20 protein-coding genes are annotated in these 22,299 nt (G+C 63.9%); 12 read left to right on the plus strand and 8 right to left on the minus strand.

Going from position 1 to position 22,299, the window contains the following annotated elements; translation table 11 throughout:
- Positions 1-64 precede the first annotated feature (64 nt).
- The 5 genes from NKJ90_RS06305 to NKJ90_RS06325 all read right to left on the minus strand — a co-directional run bounded on the left by NKJ90_RS06305 (position 65) and on the right by NKJ90_RS06325 (position 5,080).
- Positions 65-1,594 (minus strand): DegQ family serine endoprotease, encoded by a 1,530-nt coding sequence (locus NKJ90_RS06305; protein ID WP_023761185.1) that lies wholly within the window; start codon positions 1,592-1,594, stop codon positions 65-67.
- A 263-nt stretch (positions 1,595-1,857) separates the two neighbouring features.
- Complete coding sequence (locus tag NKJ90_RS06310; RefSeq protein ID WP_023761184.1) at positions 1,858-2,577, minus strand: MBL fold metallo-hydrolase; 720 nt, start codon at positions 2,575-2,577, stop codon at positions 1,858-1,860.
- A gap of 34 nt (positions 2,578-2,611) precedes the next feature.
- The gene (locus NKJ90_RS06315) at positions 2,612-3,778 is read right to left on the minus strand and encodes a diphosphate--fructose-6-phosphate 1-phosphotransferase (protein ID WP_023761183.1); all 1,167 of its coding nucleotides are present in this window, start codon (positions 3,776-3,778) and stop codon (positions 2,612-2,614) included.
- Between the two features lie 86 nt (positions 3,779-3,864).
- On the minus strand, positions 3,865-4,632 hold the full coding sequence (locus NKJ90_RS06320) for a L,D-transpeptidase (protein ID WP_352485823.1): 768 nt from the start codon (positions 4,630-4,632) through the stop codon (positions 3,865-3,867).
- Between the two features lie 211 nt (positions 4,633-4,843).
- The gene (locus tag NKJ90_RS06325; RefSeq protein WP_023761182.1) at positions 4,844-5,080 is read right to left on the minus strand and encodes a hypothetical protein; all 237 of its coding nucleotides are present in this window, start codon (positions 5,078-5,080) and stop codon (positions 4,844-4,846) included.
- On the opposite strand from NKJ90_RS06325, the gene NKJ90_RS06330 reads away from it, so the two are divergent.
- The 3 genes from NKJ90_RS06330 to xylB all read left to right on the plus strand — a co-directional run bounded on the left by NKJ90_RS06330 (position 5,079) and on the right by xylB (position 8,890).
- Positions 5,079-5,702 carry a LysE family translocator gene (locus tag NKJ90_RS06330; protein WP_023761181.1) on the plus strand — a complete coding sequence of 208 codons (624 nt, stop codon included), beginning with the start codon at positions 5,079-5,081 and terminating at the stop codon, positions 5,700-5,702. The genes NKJ90_RS06325 and NKJ90_RS06330 overlap by 2 nt on opposite strands.
- Positions 5,703-6,017: 315 nt before the next feature.
- A complete protein-coding gene (locus NKJ90_RS06335; protein ID WP_023761180.1) occupies positions 6,018-7,355 on the plus strand; it encodes a tetratricopeptide repeat protein in 1,338 nt (445 codons plus the stop codon).
- An 80-nt stretch (positions 7,356-7,435) separates the two neighbouring features.
- Entirely contained in the window at positions 7,436-8,890 is a 1,455-nt protein-coding gene (gene xylB / locus NKJ90_RS06340) for a xylulokinase (RefSeq protein WP_023761179.1), read from the plus strand.
- A gap of 194 nt (positions 8,891-9,084) precedes the next feature.
- On the opposite strand, the gene NKJ90_RS06345 is transcribed toward xylB, so the two are convergent.
- The gene (locus NKJ90_RS06345; RefSeq protein WP_023761178.1) at positions 9,085-9,447 is read right to left on the minus strand and encodes a nuclear transport factor 2 family protein; all 363 of its coding nucleotides are present in this window, start codon (positions 9,445-9,447) and stop codon (positions 9,085-9,087) included.
- 144 nt (positions 9,448-9,591) lie between these two features.
- On the opposite strand from NKJ90_RS06345, the gene xylA reads away from it, so the two are divergent.
- Together xylA and NKJ90_RS06355 are read left to right on the plus strand one after the other, a co-directional pair.
- Positions 9,592-10,917, plus strand: a complete 1,326-nt coding sequence (xylA, locus tag NKJ90_RS06350; RefSeq protein ID WP_023761177.1) for a xylose isomerase — start codon at positions 9,592-9,594, stop codon at positions 10,915-10,917.
- Between the two features lie 408 nt (positions 10,918-11,325).
- Positions 11,326-11,535 carry a hypothetical protein gene (locus NKJ90_RS06355; RefSeq protein ID WP_023761176.1) on the plus strand — a complete coding sequence of 70 codons (210 nt, stop codon included), beginning with the start codon at positions 11,326-11,328 and terminating at the stop codon, positions 11,533-11,535.
- A gap of 41 nt (positions 11,536-11,576) precedes the next feature.
- Here the strand turns inward: NKJ90_RS06355 and NKJ90_RS06360 are convergent, their stop codons facing one another.
- Positions 11,577-12,557: a GlxA family transcriptional regulator gene (locus tag NKJ90_RS06360; RefSeq protein WP_023761175.1), complete on the minus strand. Its 981-nt coding sequence runs from the start codon at positions 12,555-12,557 to the stop codon at positions 11,577-11,579.
- Positions 12,558-12,690: 133 nt separating this feature from the next.
- Between NKJ90_RS06360 and bcoG the strand changes: the two genes are divergently transcribed.
- The 7 genes from bcoG to NKJ90_RS06395 all read left to right on the plus strand — a co-directional run bounded on the left by bcoG (position 12,691) and on the right by NKJ90_RS06395 (position 20,589).
- Positions 12,691-13,608, plus strand: a complete 918-nt coding sequence (gene bcoG / locus NKJ90_RS06365; RefSeq protein ID WP_023761174.1) for a 3-dehydrocarnitine:acetyl-CoA trimethylamine transferase BcoG — start codon at positions 12,691-12,693, stop codon at positions 13,606-13,608.
- A 22-nt stretch (positions 13,609-13,630) separates the two neighbouring features.
- Positions 13,631-14,260, plus strand: a complete 630-nt coding sequence (locus NKJ90_RS06370) for an HD domain-containing protein (RefSeq protein ID WP_023761173.1) — start codon at positions 13,631-13,633, stop codon at positions 14,258-14,260.
- A complete protein-coding gene (locus NKJ90_RS06375) occupies positions 14,257-15,360 on the plus strand; it encodes a carnitine 3-dehydrogenase (protein ID WP_023761172.1) in 1,104 nt (367 codons plus the stop codon). Before NKJ90_RS06370 ends, NKJ90_RS06375 begins: the two co-directional genes overlap by 4 nt.
- A gap of 4 nt (positions 15,361-15,364) precedes the next feature.
- The gene (locus NKJ90_RS06380; protein ID WP_023761171.1) at positions 15,365-16,528 is read left to right on the plus strand and encodes an acyl-CoA dehydrogenase family protein; all 1,164 of its coding nucleotides are present in this window, start codon (positions 15,365-15,367) and stop codon (positions 16,526-16,528) included.
- Between the two features lie 64 nt (positions 16,529-16,592).
- Positions 16,593-18,671: an acetate--CoA ligase family protein gene (locus tag NKJ90_RS06385; RefSeq protein ID WP_031260722.1), complete on the plus strand. Its 2,079-nt coding sequence runs from the start codon at positions 16,593-16,595 to the stop codon at positions 18,669-18,671.
- Positions 18,664-19,446, plus strand: a complete 783-nt coding sequence (locus NKJ90_RS06390; RefSeq protein ID WP_023761169.1) for a carnitinyl-CoA dehydratase — start codon at positions 18,664-18,666, stop codon at positions 19,444-19,446. Before NKJ90_RS06385 ends, NKJ90_RS06390 begins: the two co-directional genes overlap by 8 nt.
- A gap of 204 nt (positions 19,447-19,650) precedes the next feature.
- On the plus strand, positions 19,651-20,589 hold the full coding sequence (locus NKJ90_RS06395; RefSeq protein ID WP_023761168.1) for an alpha/beta hydrolase: 939 nt from the start codon (positions 19,651-19,653) through the stop codon (positions 20,587-20,589).
- Positions 20,590-20,620: 31 nt separating this feature from the next.
- Here the strand turns inward: NKJ90_RS06395 and NKJ90_RS06400 are convergent, their stop codons facing one another.
- Positions 20,621-22,276 carry an FAD-binding dehydrogenase gene (locus tag NKJ90_RS06400; protein ID WP_023761167.1) on the minus strand — a complete coding sequence of 552 codons (1,656 nt, stop codon included), beginning with the start codon at positions 22,274-22,276 and terminating at the stop codon, positions 20,621-20,623.
- Between the last annotated feature and the right edge of the window lie 23 nt (positions 22,277-22,299).

The following is a 22,299-nucleotide window of genomic DNA, read 5'->3' on the forward strand; positions in this document are numbered from 1 at the left end:
TTGGCGCACAAAGCCGGCAGGCCCGGCGAGCCTGCCGGCTTTGCATTCAGTTCAGCGCCTCGCGTCAGCCATTGGCGAACGGCACCGCGACATAGCTCTGGCCTCCGTCCCGCTCGACCAGCAACAGCACCGACTTCTTGCCGGACTTGCCAGCCTGGGCAATCGCCTGGGTGACCTGCCTGGCGCTCTTCACCGGCACCTGATTGACGGCGACGATGATGTCACCTGCCTGGATTCCGGAAGCCGCGGCAGCCTTGTCGGGATTGACGCTGGCAACGATCGCACCGCGCTGATTGTGGGCGAGATTCATCTGCTCGCGAATGTCAGGGGTGATGTCCATCAGGCCAAGCCCGATCGCCGCGACGCGTGAGCCTTGCCCGACGCCAGGCGCGCCGGACCCGTCTTCCAATGACGCGGTCTTCACGTCGTCGGTGTTGCGCCCGACATCGACGGAAATATCCACGGCCTTGCCCTTGCGCCAGATGTTCAGTGTTTCTCTGGCGCCGGGCGCGACATCGGCGACCGCCCGCGACAGGTCCTTGGGATCCTTCACATCCTGTCCGGCAAAGCTGGTGATGACGTCGCCGGCCTCGACTCCGGCCCTGGCGGCGGGCGAACCGTCATTGACCCGCGAAACCAGCGCGCCGGCGGCATGATCGAGGCCAATTGCGCTCGCCACATCCGCCGTCACCGGCTGGATCTCGACGCCGAGATAGCCATACTGGATCGAGCCGTCCTTCATCAGCTTGGCGACCACCTTCTGGGCCTGGTCGGACGGGATGGCGAAGCCAACGCCGACGCTACCGCCATTGGGCGAATAGATCGCCGCGTTGATACCGACGACCTTGCCGGCGACATCTATCAGCGGGCCGCCGGAATTGCCGTGGTTGATCGGGGCGTCGATCTGGATGAAGTCGTCGAACGGGCCGCTGTGCAGATCGCGGCCGCGCGCCGAAACGATGCCTGCGGTGACAGTGGTGCCGATGCCGAACGGGTTGCCGAAGGCCAATACCTGGTCGCCTGGCATGAGCTTGTCGGAATCACCCCATTTGACGGTTGGCAGGGGTTTGTCCGCCTTGACCTTGAGGACGGCGAGATCGTTCTTGGCATCGCGGCCGACCAGCTTGGCGGGGAGTTCGGTGCCGTCGTCGAGCGCAACCTTGATCGAGGTGGCACCATCGATCACGTGATTGTTGGTGACGATGATACCATCCGCGCCCACGAGGAAGCCGGAACCCAGTGCTTCGGCACGCTGCGGTTGCTGTTGTGGCGGTGTCTTGGGCATCGGCATGCCCTGGTCACCGAAGAACTGACGAAAATAGTCGTCGAAAGGCGAGCCGCCGTCGAACGGAGAGGCATCGCTCGTCGTTCCAGGCTCTGCCTTCGTGACAGTGGTGATCGTTACCACCGCCGGCTTGTCGGCTGCCACGATGGGAGCGAACGAGCCGTTGGGAGCGGTGAGGCCGGCGACCGGTGTCTGGGTCGTCGGAACGGTGTTGCCCTCGCTTTGGGCGAAAGACATGACGAAGGGGGATACGATCAGCGCAGCGCCCAGCAAGGCCGCGACGCGATGTCTGCGAATTATGTCTGACATGGTCGTTTGTCCGGGCGAGAGTTGATCGGTCGCCGTGGAGGTCTCCTTGTGCGGAAGACCGGCCATTCGGCGTGTCGAACGTCGCGATTGCCTGTCTCGCCTGGCACGGCAGCCGGACCGGATCGACAGCTCTGAATCTAGGGCGCAGCTTGGCCCGATTTAGGGATTCCGGGCCACCTTACGAAGATTTAATTTCCGGAATGACGGCGGTCACGATGTCGTCAGGCGACGGGCCAGTCCGGTCTTCCCTGCCCGCCGGGGGCTCAGATCCCGCCGGTTCGTCCGAGATAGGCAGTGGCAATGTCGTGCATGCGCTTGCTGTCGAAGCTCGGTCCGTGGCCGCCATGGCCGACGCGGATCGGCAGGTCGAGCAGGCGCTGCATCGTACTGATGTAGGCCGATCGATCCGAATCCGGCAGGTCGTCGATCAGCGTGTCGTCGTAGATGGCGTCACCGCTGAAGAAAAGGCCATCGGCCTCGTCGAACAGCGCGATCGAATCCGGCGAATGGCCGGGCAGATGCAGCACACGGAATTGCCGGTCACCGAGATCGACGATGTCGCCCTCGTCCAGGGTTCGCGTCAGCGGTGCGGGCGGGATCTTGTAGTCGGCCGCCTTCCAACCTGTCGCCGGCAGCGTCGAAACGGCGCCGTCGAGATCGTGGAACATGTAGGCGTAAGTCGCCGCCTCATCCATGCTCGCGAACTGCTCCGCGCTGTGCCTTGGCCCTGCTCGCCACGGAAATTCGTGCAGTGAGCCGACATGGTCGAGATGAATGTGGGTGGCGACGACCAGCAGCGCCTTGCCGTCGGGCGTGTCGATCTCCGGCGCAAGCCGACAGATGCCCATGCCGGTGTCGACCAGAAGGTCGGCATCTCGGCCGCGCAGATGCCAGATATTGGCACGCACATAGGCATGCACGAACGGCTCGGTCAGCATCGTCGTCTTGTCGTCGACGATGCTTTTGCTGAACCACTCCGGCATCACCTGTGGCCCGGCATCAGGTGTGAGCCAGGCATCAGACGAACGGCTTCCCGACCTTGTATTTTTCCGGCACCAGCCGCTTGAGATAAGCCATGCCGGCATCGGACAGCTGATTGACATCGGGCTTCATGAAATCGTCCGGCATATGGCGGGTCTTGCCGGCGACGTTCTTCAGCGGCACCTTCTTCAGCACCGTTTTGCTGCCGTGATATTGCAGCGCCACCGAGCCGCCGCCCTGTTCAGCGACAGTGACGGCGAAAGCGCCGGCATCGAAAGCCTCCTGCGCGTCGATCGCGCTGATGGCGCCGACATAGCCGCGCGGCATGTAGCCGAGTGCGTCGACGCGGGCCCGCTTGCCGGGCAGGCCTTCAGCCAGCGCGCGCTCAAGTGCGGCCGGCAGGTCGCTGCCCGACAGCTTGACGTTGCCATGCGCGTCGCGCTCGAGCTTGTCCGGCGGCACCAGGCTTTCGACCAGCGCCTTGCCGTCGGCGGTGCTGACGCCTTCCGAAACGGCGACGATGCAGCGCTTGTAACGATCGAGCGTGGCGCGGACGTCGTCGATGAAGCCGGCGGCCGAGAACGGGCGCTCGGGCACATAGACAAGGTGCGGGCCGCTGTCGGGGTCAAGCTGCCACGCCGCCGCGGCTGCGGTCAGGAAGCCGGCATGCCGGCCCATGACGATGCCGACATAGATGCCGGGCAGGGCGCGAAAATCGAGGTCGACGGACAGGAAGGCGCCGGCGACGAACTCGGCCGCCGAAATGAAGCCCGGCGTGTGGTCGTTTTCCTCGAGGTCATTGTCGATGGTCTTTGGCGCATGGACGAAGGCGATCTCGCCGCCTGCGGCATCGGTCAGGATCTGCTGCGTACCCGACGTGTCGTTGCCGCCGATATAGATGAAGGCATCGGCGCCTGCCTTCTTCAATCCGTTGAGGATGACGTCACAATAAGCGGCATCCGGCTTATCGCGGGTCGAGCCAAGGGCGGCACTTGGCGTGCCGGCGATCAGCCGCAGCCGGTCCTCGGGAATCGCGGAGAGGTCGACATAGTTGCCGTCACGGATGCCGCGCACCCCGTGGATGGAACCGAGGACCTTGGCACCCGGATGCCGCTTGCGGATCTCCAGCGTCGCCCCGACCACCGTCTGGTTGATGACGGCGGTTGGACCGCCGCCCTGCGCGATGACAAAAGTTCCGGCCATTCCCGACGTCTCCCGAGCGATGAATTCGCAGGCACATTCGCCTGTCTTTCGCTATCGCGCAACGGAAGAGTGGGGCGGGCGGCGTGTCAGACGACGACGACCGGGTTTTTCTTGGAGACGCGGCTGTAGAGGTCGATGATGTCCTGGTTGATCAGACGCACGCAACCCGACGACATCGCTTGGCCAATGCTCCGCCATTCGGGCGAACCGTGGATGCGATAGCCGGTGTCCTTACCGTCCTGATAGATGTAGAGGGCGCGCGCGCCGAGCGGGTTGGTGAGGCCGCCGGGCTGGCCGGCCTGCCATTTAACCAGCTCGGGCTTGCGGGCGATCATCTCTGGCGGCGGCGTCCAGGTAGGCCATTCCCTGCCGTACTGGATGTTGGCACGGCCGGACCAGCGGAAACCGTCCTTGCCGATGCCGACGCCATAGCGGATGGCATCACCACCCGGCTGGACGAGATAGAGCATGCGCTCCTTGAGATGGACAACGATGGTCCCGGGCGCCTCGCCTGTGGTGTCGACGACGATCTGGCGGCGGAATTCCGGCTTGACCTTTAGATACGGCACTTCCGGGACGTTGAAGCCGCCATCCGTCAGTGCGGCATACATCACGCCGGGGCTGGTGACGTTCTTGTCGACGCTGATCGCCGGCCGCATCGGCGGCACCGAACCAGTGGAGACGTCGTCGAGCTCCAGCGCCGGCAGGCCACCGCCCGAGGTCGAGCAACCGGCGACGCTAAGCAGCGCCAGCGCCCCTGCCCCGGACAGGATAGCGCGGCGGGAAAGACGATGATCGGCTTCGATTGTGTCGCCATTTCGCGGCGGCGTCAGACCTTGCGGCAACTCGCGCATATACCCAAACCCCACGCTGTCGGCGGGAAGCACGGTCCGGCCGGATGGCAGGCATTTTCATCATTCATGGTTGATAAAGCGTGAAGACCTTGCACAGCCTGCGTTCGCGCATGGCCCGTGGGCGATCGACCTTCTGCGCGATCCGTTGACCGAGAGCTCTGTACAAAAGACCTCGGCGGGTCATAATCCCGGCGCCGGCGTTTCCTACAGCTCAAGCCATCAGCGATGGCCTCATGTGCAAAACCTTAAAAGCCGACACTAGGTTTTTTGCCGCTGCCATTGTCGCGGCGTTCTCGGTGCCAGTGTCAGCCTGGCCGAAAATAATAAGCACGCTGAGCGGCCCGAACTGACGCCGGTCTGCCATTGGCGAAATTAGGGAAATCGCCTCTTTACATTCTGCCGGACGCAAGGATTTATCCTCTTCTTTACGCTCAAAGGAGACGAGCATGTCCTTCGAAAACTGGGCCGCCTTCGCTGCCGCATCGACGATCCTTCTCATCATTCCGGGTCCAACCATCCTTCTGGTCGTGTCCTATGCGCTGGGCCAGGGCTGGCGCACCGCACTGCCGATGGCCGTCGGCGTGGCGCTGGGCGACTTCACCGCGATGACCTTGTCGATGCTGGGCATCGGCGCGCTGCTGGCCGCTTCGGCGACCGTCTTCACCATCCTGAAGCTGATCGGCGCCGGCTATCTTATTTATCTCGGCGTGAAACTGTTCCGTGCCGGCGGCGCTCTGAAAGCCGAACCGCGCACCGATGCGGTGTCGTCGGCCAAGATGATGGCACATGCCTGGCTGGTCACCGCGCTCAACCCGAAGAGCATCACCTTCTTCGTCGCCTTCCTGCCGCAGTTCCTCGACCGGCATGCCGATTTCTGGACGCAGATGCTGATCTTCGAGACGACGTTCCTGGCGCTCGCCTTCGCCAACGCCTTCGGTTATGCGCTGATCGCTGCGCGCGCGCGCAACGTCGTGCGCAATCCCAAGGCAATCCGCATCTTCAACCGCACCGGCGGCACCCTGCTGGTCGGCGCCGGCATCGCCACGGTGGCCATGCGTTCCAGCAATTGAGGTAGAGTTGGATTCGCTCATCACGCAGCGTTTGTGCTGCCCCCTCACCTACGTGCCGACATCCTCTCGCCGCATAGTGACGGGAGAGGGCTCGATTTCGCCGTGCGAGAAGACGTGTCCGACAGGGCGATGAGGGGCAGCGCGGACTTCGGCGGTTGGCACCGCAAAAAGAACTCGCCGTCGTCGCTCACCATTTGAAAGACTACTGGGCTAAACCGGCGCAGCGCGCGGTTGGCGTGCCCGTGGCCCATGCGTTAGGATCGCCTTGGGCCGAAGCATCGAACGGCCGGTCACTGGTCGATCGAAGGACATTGCATGGCAATCAGGGACGCATTGGGCCTGACATTTTCGGGTGCCACGCAGGCGGGGTTCACGCCCTACTGCCAGGCAGTGCGTGAACTACGGTGCTTCATCGGCGACCCCGTGGCCTCCATCGACCGCGCCATCGCGAAAGCTCCCGGCTTCGTCATGGCGCATGTCTTCAAGGGCTACCTTTTCGGCCTCGCCACCGAGCAAGAGGCGACGGACGTGGCCAAGGCTTGCCATCAGGCCGCATTGCCACTTGCCGCGACCACGCGCGAGCAGGCGCATGTCGCAGCCCTTGGCCATCTCGCCAACGGACGCTGGCATCAAGCCAGCCGCATTCTTGAGGATGTCACCATCGAGACCCCTCGCGACGGGCTGGCGCTGCAGGTCGGCCACCAGATCGATTTCTTCACCGGCAATGCCCGCATGTTGCGTGATCGCATCGCCCGTGCCCTGCCATCATGGCAAAGCGGCATGCCTGGCTACCACGCCATGCTCGGCATGCAGGCGTTCGGACTTGAGGAGATGGCTGACTATATCAGGGCCGAGCAGCTTGGCCGCGCGGCAGTCGACATGGAGCCGCGCGACGGGTGGGCGCAGCATGCCGTCGCTCATGTCATGGAAATGCAAAGCCGGCAAAGGGATGGTATTGCCTGGATGCGCGCCGATCCCGAGGCGTGGACAAGGGAAAGCTTTCTGCAGGTGCACAATTGGTGGCACCTGGCGCTGTTCCACTATGATCTCGGCGAGACAGACGAGGTGCTGGCGCTCTATGACGGACCCATCTATGGCGGGCAGTCGACGATGGCGCTCAACATGGTCGACGCGTCGGCAATCCTGTGGCGGCTTTACCTTGGCGGCATCGATGTCGGCGACCGCTGGGCGGGGCTCGCCGCCAACTGGCGCAAGGCCGGGGCCGGCAATTATGCCTTCAACGACGCCCACGCGATGATGGCGTTCGTCGGCGCCGGGCTCGACGCCCCGGCCCAGACCTTGCTCGAGGCTCAACGCGAGGCGATGGGCGGCAGCGACGACAATGCGGCTTTCACCAGGGATGTCGGCCATCCCCTGACGCTCGCCATCAAGGCCTTTGGCGAGGGCAACTATGCCGAGACCGTGCGCCTGATCCGGCCGATACGGGCGATCGCCCACCGTTTCGGCGGCAGCCACGCCCAACGCGACGTCATCGACCTGACGCTGATCGAGGCGGTCCTGCGCGCCGGTGACGGTGCGCTTGGCAGGGCGCTCACGGCCGAACGGGGAATGGCGCGGCCCGGCAGTCCACTGTCGGCGCTGCTTTCTCGGCGCGCGGCCAATTTATCCGAGACCAATTTGTCAGAGAATTGACCCGCGATCGATCTTGTCTTAAAAACTGACAAGCCAGATTTTTTCGGGACTCGAAAAAATTATCGGCAAGGGAGGAACACATGTATCTCGGCCTCGATCTCGGGACGTCGGGCGTCAAGGCGCTGCTGATCGATGCCGGGCAAACCGTCATCGGTTCCGGCCATGCGTCGATCGACGTATCGCGGCCACATCCGGGCTGGTCGGAACAGAACCCCGACGACTGGATCCGCGCTTGCGAAGAGGCGATTGCCGACCTCAAAGCCAAGCATCCCGGGGAGCTCGCCGCGGTCAAAGGCATCGGCCTGTCCGGCCACATGCACGGTGCAACGCTGCTCGATGCCGCCGACAAGGTGCTGCGCCCTTGCATCCTGTGGAACGATACACGCAGTCATGCCGAGGCGGCCTTGCTCGACGCCGATCCGCGCTTCCGCGCGCTGACCGGCAACATCGTGTTTCCCGGTTTCACCGCGCCGAAGCTTGCCTGGGTGAAGAACAACGAGCCAGCTGTCTTCGCCAAGGTCGCAAAAGTGCTGTTGCCCAAGGATTTCCTGCGGCTCTGGCTGAGCGGCGAACACATTTCGGAAATGTCGGATTCTGCCGGCACGTCCTGGCTCGATGTCGGCAAGCGGCGCTGGAGTACCGAGCTGCTCGCCGCGACATCGCTCGATGAAAAACAAATGCCGGCCCTGGTCGAGGGTACGGAGAAGGCAGGCGCGCTGCGTGCCGAACTGGCTTCAAAATGGGGCGTTCCGGCCGGCATTCCCATCGCCGGCGGTGCCGGCGACAATGCTGCCTCGGCCTGCGGCATGGGCACGGTCGGCGCCGGCCACGCCTTCGTTTCGCTCGGCACATCGGGCGTGCTGTTTGCCGCCAACGCCGCCTACCTGCCCAACCCGGCTAGTGCTGTGCATACCTTCTGCCACGCGCTTCCGGACACCTGGCACCAGATGGGCGTCATCCTGTCGGCAACCGATTCGCTGAACTGGCTGTCCGAGATCACCGGAAAAGGCGCTGGCGAACTGACCGCCGAACTCGGCGACACTCTGAGGGCGCCCAGCGGCGTGTCCTTCCTGCCTTATCTCTCCGGTGAGCGCACACCCTACAATGATTCCGCCATTCGCGGCGCGTTCACCGGGCTGGCGCATGAATCGAGCCGTGCGGTGCTGACCCAGGCGGTGCTCGAAGGCGTCGCCTTTGCCTTCCGCGACAGCTTCGAAGCCCTGGCCACGGCCGGCACGACCTTGACGCGGGTGACGGCGATCGGCGGCGGTTCGCGCTCGCGCTATTGGCTGAAGGCGATTGCCACCGCGCTTCAACTGCCTGTCGACATTCCCGCCGACGGCGACTTCGGCGCCGCCTTTGGCGCCGCGCGGCTCGGCCTGATCGCGGCGACGGGTGCCGACCCGCTTGAAATCTGCACGGCACCGAGGACCGATGCCACGATCGAACCAGACGCCGCACTTGGCGGCGTCTATGCGGATGCCTATCAGCGCTACCGGGCGCTGTACCCGGCAGTCAAGGTCGCCACGGCGTGAGCGGGAGTCTACCCCCCTCTGCCCTGCCGGGCATCTCCCCCTCAAGGGGGGAGATTGGCAGCATTGACGTAGCCGCACTTTTTTCAACTTTGGTAATCGGCGAAGGCCCGCGTGACAGCCAATCTCCCCCCTCGAGGGGGAGATGGCCGGCAGGCCAGAGCGGTGTGCCTAGCGCCCACCGTAACAGCAAAACCTCACTGCGCCGGCACTTTGTCGAGAAAACCGGTGACGCTCTTCAGGCGGCCGTTCTCGATGATGCCGATGTCAGTGCCTTCGATCACCGAGGCCGTGCCCTCCGGACCGAGATTCCACGAGAAGCGGATCTTGTCGGCAAAACCGTCCGGCGTGCCCTTCAGCGAGAACCGGAAGCCGGCAAATCGCTGCTGCACGCCGTCGATGAGTGCCGCGACACCCGCATGGCCATCGCCCTTCATGAGCGGGTCGCGATAGCTGACGTCTTCGGTGAAGGTCGCCTTGAGCAAATCGGCCCGACGGCCGGCATCACTTTCGTTCCAGGCGGTGATGTAGCTTTGGGCGATCTTGTTGAGGTCGGTCATGGCCTGTCTCCTTTGTCTGATTGTTTTGACATGAGTTTTTTCGACCAGCGGACGAACGAAACCAATTACGCCTGAGGTAATCACGGCGAATTACCTGAGGTAATCAGGGCCTGAGGTAGGGCCAACTATTCGAGAGGAAAAAACATGAGCAGCGGATTTTTCGGCGACATCAAGAAGATCAAATATGAGGGGCCGGATTCGACCAATCCGCTGGCCTACCGGTTCTACAATCCCGACGAGGTGGTGGCCGGCAAGCGGCTGGAAGACCATCTGCGCTTTGCCGTCGCCTACTGGCATTCCTTCGCCTGGCCGGGCGGCGATCCGTTCGGCGGCCAGACCTTCGACCGGCCGTGGTTCCCCAAGGCCGGCGGTGTCGACACGATGGAACTCGCGAAACTGAAAGCAGACGTCGCCTTCGAGATGTTCTCGCTGCTTGGTGCGCCCTATTTCTGCTTCCACGACGCCGATGTGCGGCCGGAGGGCAAGGACTTTTCCGAGAGTGCGGCACGCCTCGACGAGATCGCCGACTACTTCGAGGAAAAGATGAAGCATACCGGCGTCAAGCTCTTGTGGGGCACTGCCAACCTGTTCTCCAATCGCCGCTTCATGTCGGGCGCGGCCACCAATCCCGACCCGGATGTCTTTGCCTACGCGGCAGCGACGGTAAAAAGCTGTATCGATGTCACCAAGCGGCTGAAGGGCGAGAACTATGTGCTGTGGGGCGGGCGCGAGGGCTATGAGACGCTGCTCAACACCGACCTCGCACGCGAGCAGGAGCAGGCCGGCCGCTTCCTCAGCCTCGTCGTCGACTACAAGCACAAGATCGGTTTCAAGGGCACGATCCTGATCGAGCCGAAGCCGCAGGAGCCGACCAAGCACCAGTATGATTACGATGTCGCGACCGTCTACGGCTTCCTCAAGCGCTTCGGACTGGAGAAGGAGGTCAAGCTCAACATCGAGCAAGGCCACGCCATTCTGGCCGGCCATTCCTTCGAGCACGAGCTGGCGCTGGCCAATGCGCTCGGCGTCTTCGGCTCGATCGACATGAACCGCAACGACTATCAGTCGGGCTGGGACACCGACCAGTTCCCCAACAACGTGCCTGAAATGGCATTGGCCTACTACCAGGTCCTGCAGGCCGGCGGCTTCAAGACCGGCGGCACCAATTTCGACGCCAAGCTGCGCCGCCAGTCGCTTGATCCGCAGGATCTGCTGATCGGCCATATCGGCGGCATGGACTCTTGCGCACGTGGCCTCAAGGCCGCGGCCCGCATGGTCGAGGACAAGGCGCTGTCGGCACCGCTGGCCGAACGCTATGCCGGCTGGAACACAGCCGAGGGCAAGGCGATGCTGTCGGGCAAGCGCACGCTGGAGGACATCGCCGAGCGTGTCGTCAAGAAGAAGATCGAGCCGCAGCCAAGGTCGGGCCGCCAGGAACTGCTGGAAAACATCGTCAACCGATACGTGTGAAGCCGATCTCTGGACCGATATCCGCCACCTCTGGAGCGGCAATCGCCTTCTGCTGGAGCAATTCCAGGAAAAGCGTGAAGCGGTTTTCCGTCTGGAATTGCGTCAAAACAAAGAGTTAGAGCGGCTCGCCGTTTCCGCGAAACCGCGAAATGCTCCAGTCGCCCATTTCGCGACAGGCACCGAGGATCGCATAGATCCTCGGCTGCCTGCTGGTCGAAAAGCAGCTGTAGAACTCTCCTTGGCCTGACCTGCCCAGACACGGGAACAAACTTTGCGCAAAGCCGGGTGCGACGACACGGTTTTTGCCCTTTGACGCCCTTCAATGACCTCGCTCTTGCCTTCAAACTGCCGTCACGTATCTCGTATAAGACTGCTCGTGGCGGGAGAGGAAGAAGGAGGCGACCCGATATGCAGAACGAACGTGAAATCGACGCCCTGCTCTCACCGGGCGAAGTCGAATCGATTATCGACCGGCTGATGGCAATGCCGCATCCGAAGGATGGCACGCGCCGCTCGAACGAATGGGACCGCGCCGTTGCCAGCCGTTTCGAGACCCATCTTGCCAGGCAAATGCGCTCGCAGATCGACGGCGGCAGCGACCACCAGAATGCTGCCTGAACTTTCTGTGCATGTCGTTGTCCTTTTGGGCGACATGCATGTCAGCCCCGGCGCAGCCTGACCGGCGCTTCGCCGAAAGCCCTTGAAAACGCCCTCGAAAACGCCGCGGCGGACGAAAATCCGGTCCGCCCGGCAATATCGGCCATCGCCACCCTGGTGTCGACCACCAGCCGGCGCGCGGCACCCAGGCGCAGCCTGAGATAATAGGCGCCCGGCGTCTCGCCGATCGACTTGCGAAAGATGCTTTCCAAGGTTCGCGCCGTCACCCCGGCGCGTTTGGCCACCGCTTCTATGGTCAGCGGCTGATCGACATGCGATTCCATCAGCCGGATGGCTTGCGCCAGGCGCGGATCGTAGCCATCGAGCCGACCGAGCGAGACCAGCGGCTGGGCGTCGGTCGCGGCACGTGCCTGGTCGTAGATGAAGACGCTCGCGACATCGAGCGCCACGGCCATGCCCAGCCGCGTGCGAATGAGATGCAGCATCAGGTCGAAGGTCGGCGACGCGCCGCCTGACGTGAATACCGGCCCGTCGATGACGTAGCGGTCCGGGCGCACATCGACGCCGGGGAAGGCCGAGGAAAAGTCCTCCATGTCCTCCCAGTGGGTGGTGGCGCTGCGCCCTTCCAGCAAGCCGGCGCGCGCCACCAGCCAGGTGCCCGCTTCGACACCGCCGCAAGCCCGTGCTGTCCGCGCTGCCCGGCGCAGGCCTGACAACAGCCCCGATGTCGCATAGTTCTGGGTGCCAAAGCCGGCGACGACGACAAGAACGTCGGTTGGCTCACCCGCATCGAAACGGCCGCTAACCGCCACCGGCAGGCCGCAGGTGGTGACCGGAGCCTCGCCGGTCAGCGAGACCAGCTTGAAATCGAACAGCGTCTCGCCGCAGATGCGGTTGGCGGCGCGCAACGGATCGACCGCCGACGCGACGCACATGATCGACGAGCCGGAAAACACCAGCAGCGTCACCCTGAGTGGCAGGCGTTCGGCACGAAAGATCGTTGGTTTTTCGCTTTTCGTCATGGAAGCTTCGTAAAACGCAAAACAGTTTCCGGCAAGTCGGTCATTGTTGGTTGGTCTTTGTGCATGTCGTTGTCCCAAAACCGGTTCCCACTTTTGGGCGACATGCATAGTGTTTCTATCGGAGGAGAGTTCCATGCCGCTTGCGATGAACCGTGAGGTCTTCATTACCTGTGCCGTGACCGGATCCGGCGGCTCGCAGGATCGCAGCCCGCATGTACCGCGCTCGCCCAAGCAGATCGCCGATTCGGCCATCGATGCGGCCAAAGCCGGCGCCGCGATCGTCCACTGCCATGTGCGTGACCCTGAAACCGGCAAGCCCAGGCGCGACGTGCATCTCTATCGCGAAGTCACCGAGCGCATTCGCGAGGCGGAAGTAGACGTCATCCTGAACCTGACCGCCGGCATGGGCGGCGACATGGTCTTCGGCTCGCCGGAAGCACCGCTGCCGCTCAACGAAAAAGGCACCGACATGGGCGGCGCCACCAACCGCATGGAACATGTGCGCCAGTGCCTGCCGGAAATCTGCACGCTCGATTGCGGCACCATGAATTTCGCCGAGGCCGACTATGTCATGACCAACACGCCCGGCATGCTGCGCGCCATGGGCGGCATGATGACGGCGCTCGGCGTCAAACCGGAGATCGAGGCCTTCGATACCGGCCATCTGTGGTTCGCCAAGCAGCTGGTCGAGGAAAAGGTGCTCGATCCCGACGCGCTCGTGCAGCTATGCATGGGTGTGCCGTGGGGGGCGCCCGACGACCTCAACACCTTCATGGCAATGGTCAACAACGTGCCGTCGACCTGGAACTGGTCGGCCTTCGCCATCGGCCGCAACCAGATGGCCTATGCCGCCGCCGCCGTGCTGGCCGGCGGCAATGTCCGGGTCGGCCTGGAAGACAATCTGTGGCTCGACAAGGGCGTGCTGGCGACCAATGCGCAGTTGGTCGAACGAGCCGCCAGCATCGTCACCAATCTGGGCGCCAGGATCATCGGCCCGGAGGAAGTGCGCAAGAAGCTCAACCTCACCAAGCGGGCGCCGATAGCGGCATAAATTATTCGCCGGGAGGGTCGATATGACTACCGTAAAATTCACGGCGATGAAGGATGGCGACCGGGACGACTATGAGTTCCTGACCGCGCATGAAATCGACTATGCGGCAAGGACCGGCGAGCGGCTGCTCGACGCGCTGGTTCAGCTCGACGCGGGTCTGTCGGGGTACAAGATCACCCGGCTCGGCCATTCGCTGCAGGCGGCGACCCGCGCCTGGCGCGACGGCGCCGATACCGACTGGATCGCGTGCGCGCTGCTGCACGATATCGGCGACATATACGCGCCCTACAATCACGACGAATATGCCGCTTCGATCCTGAAGCCTTTCGTACGCGAACAATGCACCTGGGTGGTGGAAAAGCACGGCGATTTCCAGCGGCTCTACTATGCCCATCATCTGGGCGGCAACCGCCATGCGCGCGACCGCTTCGCCGGCCACGCCTATTTCGATGATTGCGATCAGTTCTGCGAGCGCTGGGACCAGTCGAGCTTCGACCCCGACTACGACACGCTGCCGATCGAATTCTTCCGGCCCTTCGTGCTCGAAGTGTTTGCCCGCAAGGCTTACGATCCCCCGGTGATCCGCGCCGGCGAGCGCGTGCCTCTCATCGATCCCGCAACAGCCAAGACAAGAACCGGAGCTTCCGCATGAGCATCATCAACAAGGCGGCCGCCATCGGTGGCGGCGTCATCGGCGCCGGCTGGGTGGCGCGCCTGTTGCTCAACGGCATCGACGTGTCGATCTTCGATCCCGATCCCGAAGCGTCGCGCAAGGTTGGCGAAGTGATGAAAGGCGCGCGCCGCGCCTACAAGCAGATGGTGCCTGGCGGCTTGCCGAAAGAGGGCAAACTGACCTTTGCCAAGACCATCGCCGAGGCGGTTGCCGATGCCGACTTCATCCAGGAAAGCGTGCCTGAGCGGCTCGATCTCAAGCACCGCGTGCTGGCCGAGATCGATACCCATGCGCCGGCAAACGCCATTGTCGGCTCCTCGACCTCGGGCATCAAGCCGACCGACATGCAGGTGGCGATGAAGAAGCACCCGGAGCGGCTGGTCGTCGGGCATCCGTTCAACCCCGTTTACCTCTTGCCGCTTGTCGAGATCGTCGGCGGCGAACAGACCTTCCCAGAGGCGATCGAGGTCGCCAAGGAAATGTATGCCTCGATCGGCATGAAGCCGGTGGTGATCCGCAAGGAGATCGAAGCCTTCGTCGGCGACCGCCTGCTCGAAGCGGCATGGCGCGAGGCGCTGTGGCTAATAAAGGACGGCATCTGCACCGTCGAGGAACTCGATGACATCATGCGCTTCGGCTTTGGCCTGCGCTGGGCGCAGATGGGCATGTTCCAGGTCTATCGCGTCGCAGGGGGCGAGGCCGGTATGCGCCACTTCATGGCCCAGTTCGGGCCGTGCTTGAAATGGCCATGGACCAAGCTGATGGACGTGCCGGAGTTCAACGATGAACTGGTCGACCTGATCGCCACGCAGTCGGACGACCAGGCGCATGGGCTGTCGATCCGCGAGCTGGAAAAGATCCGCGACGACAATCTGGTTGCGATCATGGACGCGCTGTCGAAGCAGAACAAAGGCAAGGGCTGGGGTGCCGGTGCCTTGCACAAGGACTATACCAGGCAACTGGCCAAGCTAGCGGCCAAAAAGCCTGTGGCCTCCAAGGCGGCCGAGAAGGCCAAGACGTTGAAGCCGGTGAAGAAAGCCGAAAAGCCGAAGAAAAAGACCGGCAAGAAGAAGGGCTGAGATCATGGATTTCGGGTTGTCGGAGGAACAGAAGCTCATCGTCGAGACGACGAAGGCGTTCGTCGAGAACGAGCTATACCCGCATGAGCGCGAGGTCGAGCGCACCGGCGTGCTGCGCCGCGAGTTGATCGAGCAAATCAAGGCCAAGGCGATCGAGGCCGGGCTCTATGCCGCCAACATGCCGGCCGATGTCGGCGGCGCGGGCCTGGATACGGTGACCTGGCTGCTCTACGAGAAAGAGCTCGGCCGTGCCAATTATGCGTTGCACTGGACCTGCGTGGCGCGGCCCTCCAACATCCTCTTGGCCGGCACACCCGAGCAGCGCGAGAAATATTTGTTCCCCTGCATCCGCGGCGAGAAATGGGACTGCCTGGCGATGACCGAGCCGGGCGCCGGCTCCGACCTGCGCGGTATGAAGGCGACGGCCGTGCAGAATGGCGACGACTGGGTGCTCAACGGCACCAAGCATTTTATCTCCCACGCCGACCTCGCCGACTTCGCCATCGTGTTCATGGCTTCCGGCGAAGAGGATTCGCCGCGCGGCAAGCGCAAGAAGATCACCGCCTTTTTTGTCGACAAAGGGACCAAAGGCTTCACCGTCCGCGACGGCTACCGCAACGTCTCGCATCGCGGCTACACCAATGCCATCCTCGAATTCGACGATTGCCGCTTGCCGGCCTCCCAGGTTCTGGGCGAGGTGCACAAGGGCTTCGATGTCGCCAATTCCTGGCTCGGCGCCACTCGGCTGCAGGTCGGCGCCACCTGTCTCGGCCGCGCCGAGCGGGCGCTTGGCCATGCGGTGGAATATGCCGCGCAGCGCCAGCAGTTCGGCCAGCAGATCGGCAAGTTCCAGGGCGTGTCGTTCAAGCTTGCCGACATGGCGACCGAACTGAAGGCCGCCGACCTGATGGTGTTCGAAGCCGGCTGGAAGTACGATCAGGGCACCGTCACCGACCAGGACATGGCCATGGCCAAGCTGAAGGCCACCGAAATGCTCGCCTTTGTTGCCGATGAAGCGATCCAGATCCATGGCGGCATGGGGCTGATGGACGATTTGCCGCTGGAGCGCATCTGGCGCGACGCCCGGGTCGAGCGAATTTGGGAAGGCACTTCGGAGATTCAGCGACATATTATTTCGCGGGCGCTGCTGCGTCCGTTCGGGGCTTAGAGCATGATCCCCCAAGGCCGGAGCTAGGCTTGGGAGAAGATGATGCTCAAACGAAAAGATGACCATGCATAAACTCGAACGTCTTTTGCGCCCCAAATCGATTGCCGTCTTCGGCGGCGCTCAGGCCGCAGTCGTCGTGGCGCAATCGATCAAGATGGGTTTTGCCGGCGAGATCTGGCCGGTGCATCCGAGCAAGGAAGAGGTCGCCGGCCGAAAGGCCTATCGCTCCGTCGCCGATCTTCCCGGCGCGCCGGACGCCGCCTTCGTCGGCGTCAACCGGCACTTGACCATCGAGGTGGTCAAGGCGCTGGCCGAGCGCGGCGCCGGCGGTGCAGTCTGCTTTGCCGCCGGCTTCCTCGAGACCGAGGCCTATGACGACGACGGCGAGCGGCTGCAGGCCGAGCTGGTCGCGGCGGCGGGCCAGATGCCGATCATCGGCCCGAATTGCTACGGCCTGATCAACTATGCCGACGGCGCACTTCTGTGGCCCGACCAGCATGGCGGCATCCGACTGGCCGACGGCGGCAAAGGTGTCGCTATCATCACCCAGTCGTCGAACATCGCCATCAACATGACGATGCAGAAGCGCGGCCTCCCGATCGCCTTCCTGATGACCGCCGGCAACCAGGCGCAGACCGGCCTGTCCGAAATGGCACTCGGCCTGATCGAGGACGAGCGGGTCACCTCGCTTGGCCTGCACATCGAAGCCTTCGATTCCGTAGCCGGCTTCGAACGGCTGGCGGCCAGGGCCCGCGAGTTGAAGAAGCCGATCATCGCCATGAAGGTCGGCCGTTCCGAACAGGCGCGGCAAGCGACCGTCTCGCACACCGCCTCGCTGGCAGGGTCGGACGCCGCATCGGGCGCCTTCCTGAGGCGGCTGGGCATAGCGCGCGTCGATTCCATCCCCGCCTTCATCGAGGCGCTGAAGCTGCTGCATATCACCGGACCGTTGCCCGGCTATAGGCTGTCATCGATGAGCTGCTCGGGCGGCGAGGCTTCGGTCATGGCCGACAGCGCCGAAGGCCGCTGGGTCAATTTCCCGGTGCTCAGCGACACCCACCGTGCCCATGTCAAATCGACGCTCGGGCCGCTGGTCGCGGTGGCCAATCCGTTGGACTATCACACCTTCATCTGGAACAATGAGCCGGCGATGACCGCCACCTTCACCGCCATGGTGTCGGGCGGGTTCGACCTCAACATGCTGGTGCTCGACTTCCCGCGCCCCGACCGCTGCTCGGACACCGACTGGTGGGCGACGCTGCGTGCCTTCGAATCTGCGCTTAAGACCAACAAGGCGCAGGGTGCCATCGTCTCCTCGCTGCCGGAGAACCTGCCGGAGGAATACACTGCCGGCCTTATGGCGCGCGGCATGGTGCCGCTGTTCGGGATTTCCGAAGCCATGGATGCAGCCGGGGCAGCGGCCTTCATCGGTTGGGCTTGGGCTGAGCCGCAGGCGCAGCCGATCGACACCTCCGCCTCCGGCGCGCCTGTCGGCGAACACGTCACGCCCGACGAGGCCGAGGCGAAATCCCGCCTCATCAAGGCCGGCCTGCCGGTGCCGAAAGGCGAGCGCGCCGCCAATGCGGTCGAGGCGGTGATCTCGTCGATGGCGCTCGGCTTCCCGGTGGCGCTGAAGGCGCTGGGTGTCACCCACAAATCCGAGGTCGGCGCGGTGCAGCTCAACCTCAAAGACGCCGAGTCCGTCAGCACCGCTGCGCATGACCTCTTGCCGCTCGGCACCGGGCTCTATGTCGAGCGCATGGTGCGCGACGGCGTCGCCGAGCTGATCGTCGGCTTCACCCGCGACCCGATGTTCGGCGCGGTGATGACGCTGGGCACCGGCGGCGTGCTGGTCGAGCTGCTGCGCGACAGCGTCACGCTAATGCTGCCAGCGACCCGCGATGACATCGAGGCGGCGTTGCACGGCCTGAAACTCTATCCGCTGCTCGAAGGCTATCGCGGCCGGCCGAAGGCCGATGTTCAGGCTGCCATCGACGCCATCTCGGGCATTGCCGCCTTCGTGCAGGAGAATGCCGGCGAGATCGAGGAACTCGACATCAACCCGCTGATCGTCTGCACGGAGGGCAAGGGCGCCTGGATCGCCGATGCGCTGCTGGTGCTGGGAGACAAGAAGAATGTCTGACGTCATTTCGACCCGCCGCGAGGGCACCATCCTGGAGGTCACGCTCGACCGGCCCAAGGCCAACGCCATCGACCTGAAGACCTCGCGGCTGATGGGCGAAACCTTCAAGGCATTCCGCGACGATCCCAATTTGCGCGTCGCCATCGTCAAGACCGCCGGCGACAAGTTCTTCTGCGCCGGCTGGGACCTGAAGGCGGCTGCCGGCGGCGATGCGGTCGACGGCGACTATGGCGTCGGCGGCTTTGCCGGCCTGCAGGAACTGCGCGACCTCAACAAGCCCGTCATCGCCTGCGTCAACGGCATGGCGGTCGGCGGTGGCTTCGAGCTGGCGCTGTCCTGCGACCTCATCTACGCCTCCGACCATTCCTCCTTCGCGCTGCCCGAAATTCGCGCCGGCACGCTGGCCGACGCGGCAACGATCAAGCTACCGAAGCGCATTCCCTATCATGTCGCCATGGACCTTCTGCTCACCGGCCGCTGGATGGATGTCGCCGAAGCGCATCGCTGGGGCCTGGTCAACGAAGTGCTGCCCAAGGAAAAGCTTGAGGACCGCGTCTGGGAGATCGCCCGGCTGCTCGCCGGCGGACCGCCGCTGGTCTTTGCAGCGATCAAGGAAACGGCGCGCGTGGCCGAAGCGCTGACTTTCCAGGACGCGATGAACAGAGTGACGCGCCGGCAGCTGCCGACGGTCGATGCGCTCTACGGCTCCGAAGACAATATGGAAGGTTTTCGCGCTTTTGCGGAAAAGCGCGATCCGGTGTGGAAGGGGAAGTAATGGGAACGATGGCGTTCCGTCACACCCCCCTCTGCCCTGCCGGGCATCTCCCCCGCAAGGGGGGAGATTGGATGTCATTTCTGCTTTCGCCAACCGTCAACGTTGCAAGAAGTGCACCGCGATCAACGCTGCCAATCTCCCCCCTTGCGGGGGAGATGGCCGGCAGGCCAGAGGGGGTGCCCGGGCTCTGCCCTTCCAGTGCCCATGACCGACTACAAAACGCTCATCGACGCCGAGACCTGGGCTTTCATCGAGCGGACCAATTCCTACTATCCGCCCGACACGATCGATTACACGATCGCGCAGCAGCGCGACATCTACGACCGCATGTGCCGCGAATTCTTTGCCGGCTACCCGCAAGGCGTCGCGGTCGAAACCTCCGCCATTGCAACGCGAACGCACGAGATCCCGATCCGCATTTACCGAAGCGCACGCCAAGCAGCCGTGACGGTGCTGTATTTCCATGGCGGCGGCTTCATTCTCGGCGGCCTGAACAGCCATGACGATGTCTGTGCCGAACTCTGCGACCGCACCGGCTACGAGGTGATCTCGGTCGATTACCGGCTGGCGCCGGAGCACTTGCATCCATCGGCCTTCGACGACGTGATGAGCGCCTTCGAATGGGCTGGCATCGCCCGCAGCCACCCAATTCTTCTATGCGGCGACAGCGCCGGCGGCAATCTTGCCGCCGCGGTCAGCCACGCGACACGCGGCCATGCGAAACGGCCGATCGGCCAGGTGCTGATCTATCCCGGTCTTGGCGGCGACCGGTCGAAGGGATCCTATCTCAGGCATGCCGAAGCGCCGATGCTGACCATGCGCGATCTCGAATTCTACAAGAACATCCGCACCGGCGGGCGAGACGGCACCGGGGACATCACGCAGTCGCCGCTTGCCGACGCCGATTTCGCCAACCTGCCGCCGACCGTACTGATCACCGCGCAATGCGATCCGCTATCGTCCGACGGCGGAGCCTATCGCGACCGCATCGTCGCGGCCGGCGGACGGGCATACTGGTTCGAGGAACCGGGCCTGGTGCACGGCTATCTCAGGGCCCGGCACACGGTCGGCCGCGCCCGCGCGAGTTTTACCCGGATCGTTGACGCGGTTGCTGCCCTTGGACAGGGTGCCTGGCACTGGTGAGCGGTCTTTTCGCCTCGCCGCCTGAACCTTATTACACCGAGGCAGCCGCCGACCGGCCGGCGCTGCGGCCGGAAAAGATGCAGCCGCCCAGGAAGGTCCCCTCAAGCGCCGCATAGCCATGCACGCCGCCGCCGCCGAACCCGGCGGCTTCGCCGACCGCATAGAGCCCGGCGATCGGCTGGCCATCGGCACCCAGCACGCGGCTGTCGAGATCGGTCTGCAGGCCGCCCAGCGTCTTGCGGGTCAGGATGTTGAGGCGCACCGCGATCAGCGGGCCGTTCGCCGGATCGAGCATCTTGTGCGGCTTGGCCGTGCGGATCAGCCTGTCGCCGAGATAGGCGCGAGCGCCGCGCAAAGCGGTGATCTGCATGTCCTTTGAGAACGGATTGTCGAGCTGCCGGTCACGAGCGCGGATTTCGCGCTCGACCTGGGCCAACTCAAGCAGCGGTTCGCCGCCGGCCAGCGCGTTCATGCGGGCGACCAGTGTCGGCAGGTCCGCCTCGACGATAAAATCCTCGCCTTTTTCCATGAACGCCTTGACCGGGCCCGGAATGCCCGAGGTGGCGCGGCCGAGTACCTGGCGCCAGCTTTTGCCGGTCAAATCGGGGTTCTGTTCGGAGCCCGACAACGCGAACTCCTTCTGGATGATCTTCTTCGTCAGGATGAACCAGGAATAATCGAAGCCGGTGCTCATGATGTGGGACAGCGTGCCCAGCGTGTCGAAGCCAGGATAGAGCGGCACGGGCAGGCGCTTGCCGCGTGCGTCGAGCCACAGCGAAGACGGGCCGGGCAGGATGCGGATCGCATGATCGGTCCAGATCGGCGACCAGTTCTTGACGCCCTCGACATAGTGCCACATGCGGTCGCGGTTGATGATCGAGCCGCCGGCCTGCTCCGTGATCGCCAGCATGCGGCCGTCGACATGGTCGGGCACGCCGGTGATCATCCGCCTAGGTGCGGCGCCCAGCCGCTTCGGCCAGTTTTCGCGGACAAGCTGATGGTTGGCGCCGATGCCGCCGGAGGCAACGATCACCGCCTGCGCTCGGAATGCGAAATCGCCCGCGATGTCGCGTGAACTCTTGTGGCCGCGCTCGACTGTGCTCGGCTGCAGTATGTCGCCGCGCACACCGTCGACGGTAGCACCCGTGCGGGTCAATTGATTGACGCGGTGGCGGAATCTGAAACTGATCAGCCCTTGCTTCTGGGCCTCGCGCACGCGCTGGACGAAGGGTTCCAGCACGCCCGGGCCGGTACCCCAGGTGATGTGGAAACGCGGCACCGAATTGCCGTGGCCGATGGCATTGCCGCCGCCGCGCTCGGCCCAGCCCACCACGGGGAAAAACTTCAGGCCGCGCTGCAGAAGCCAGGAGCGTTTCTCGCCGGCGGCGAAGCCGACATAGGCTTCCGCCCATTGGCGCGGCCAGAAATCCTCGGGCCGATCGAACGCCGCGGTGCCCAGCCAGTCCTCCAGTGCCAGGTCATGCGAATCGCGGATGCGCATGCGCCGCTGCTCGGGCGAATCGACAAGGAAAAGGCCACCGAACGACCAGAATGCCTGGCCACCGAGCGACTGCTCCGGCTCCTGGTCGACGATGATGATCCGTTTGCCGGCCTCGGCAAGTTCGGCGGCGGCAACCAGCCCGGCAAGGCCGGCGCCGACAATGATCACGTCCGCGTCGTCAGACATTTCCCCTCCCAATCAGCCGGCTA

The sequence above is a fragment of the Mesorhizobium sp. M0051 genome (assembly GCF_040323235.1).
Taxonomy (GTDB): domain Bacteria; phylum Pseudomonadota; class Alphaproteobacteria; order Rhizobiales; family Rhizobiaceae; genus Mesorhizobium.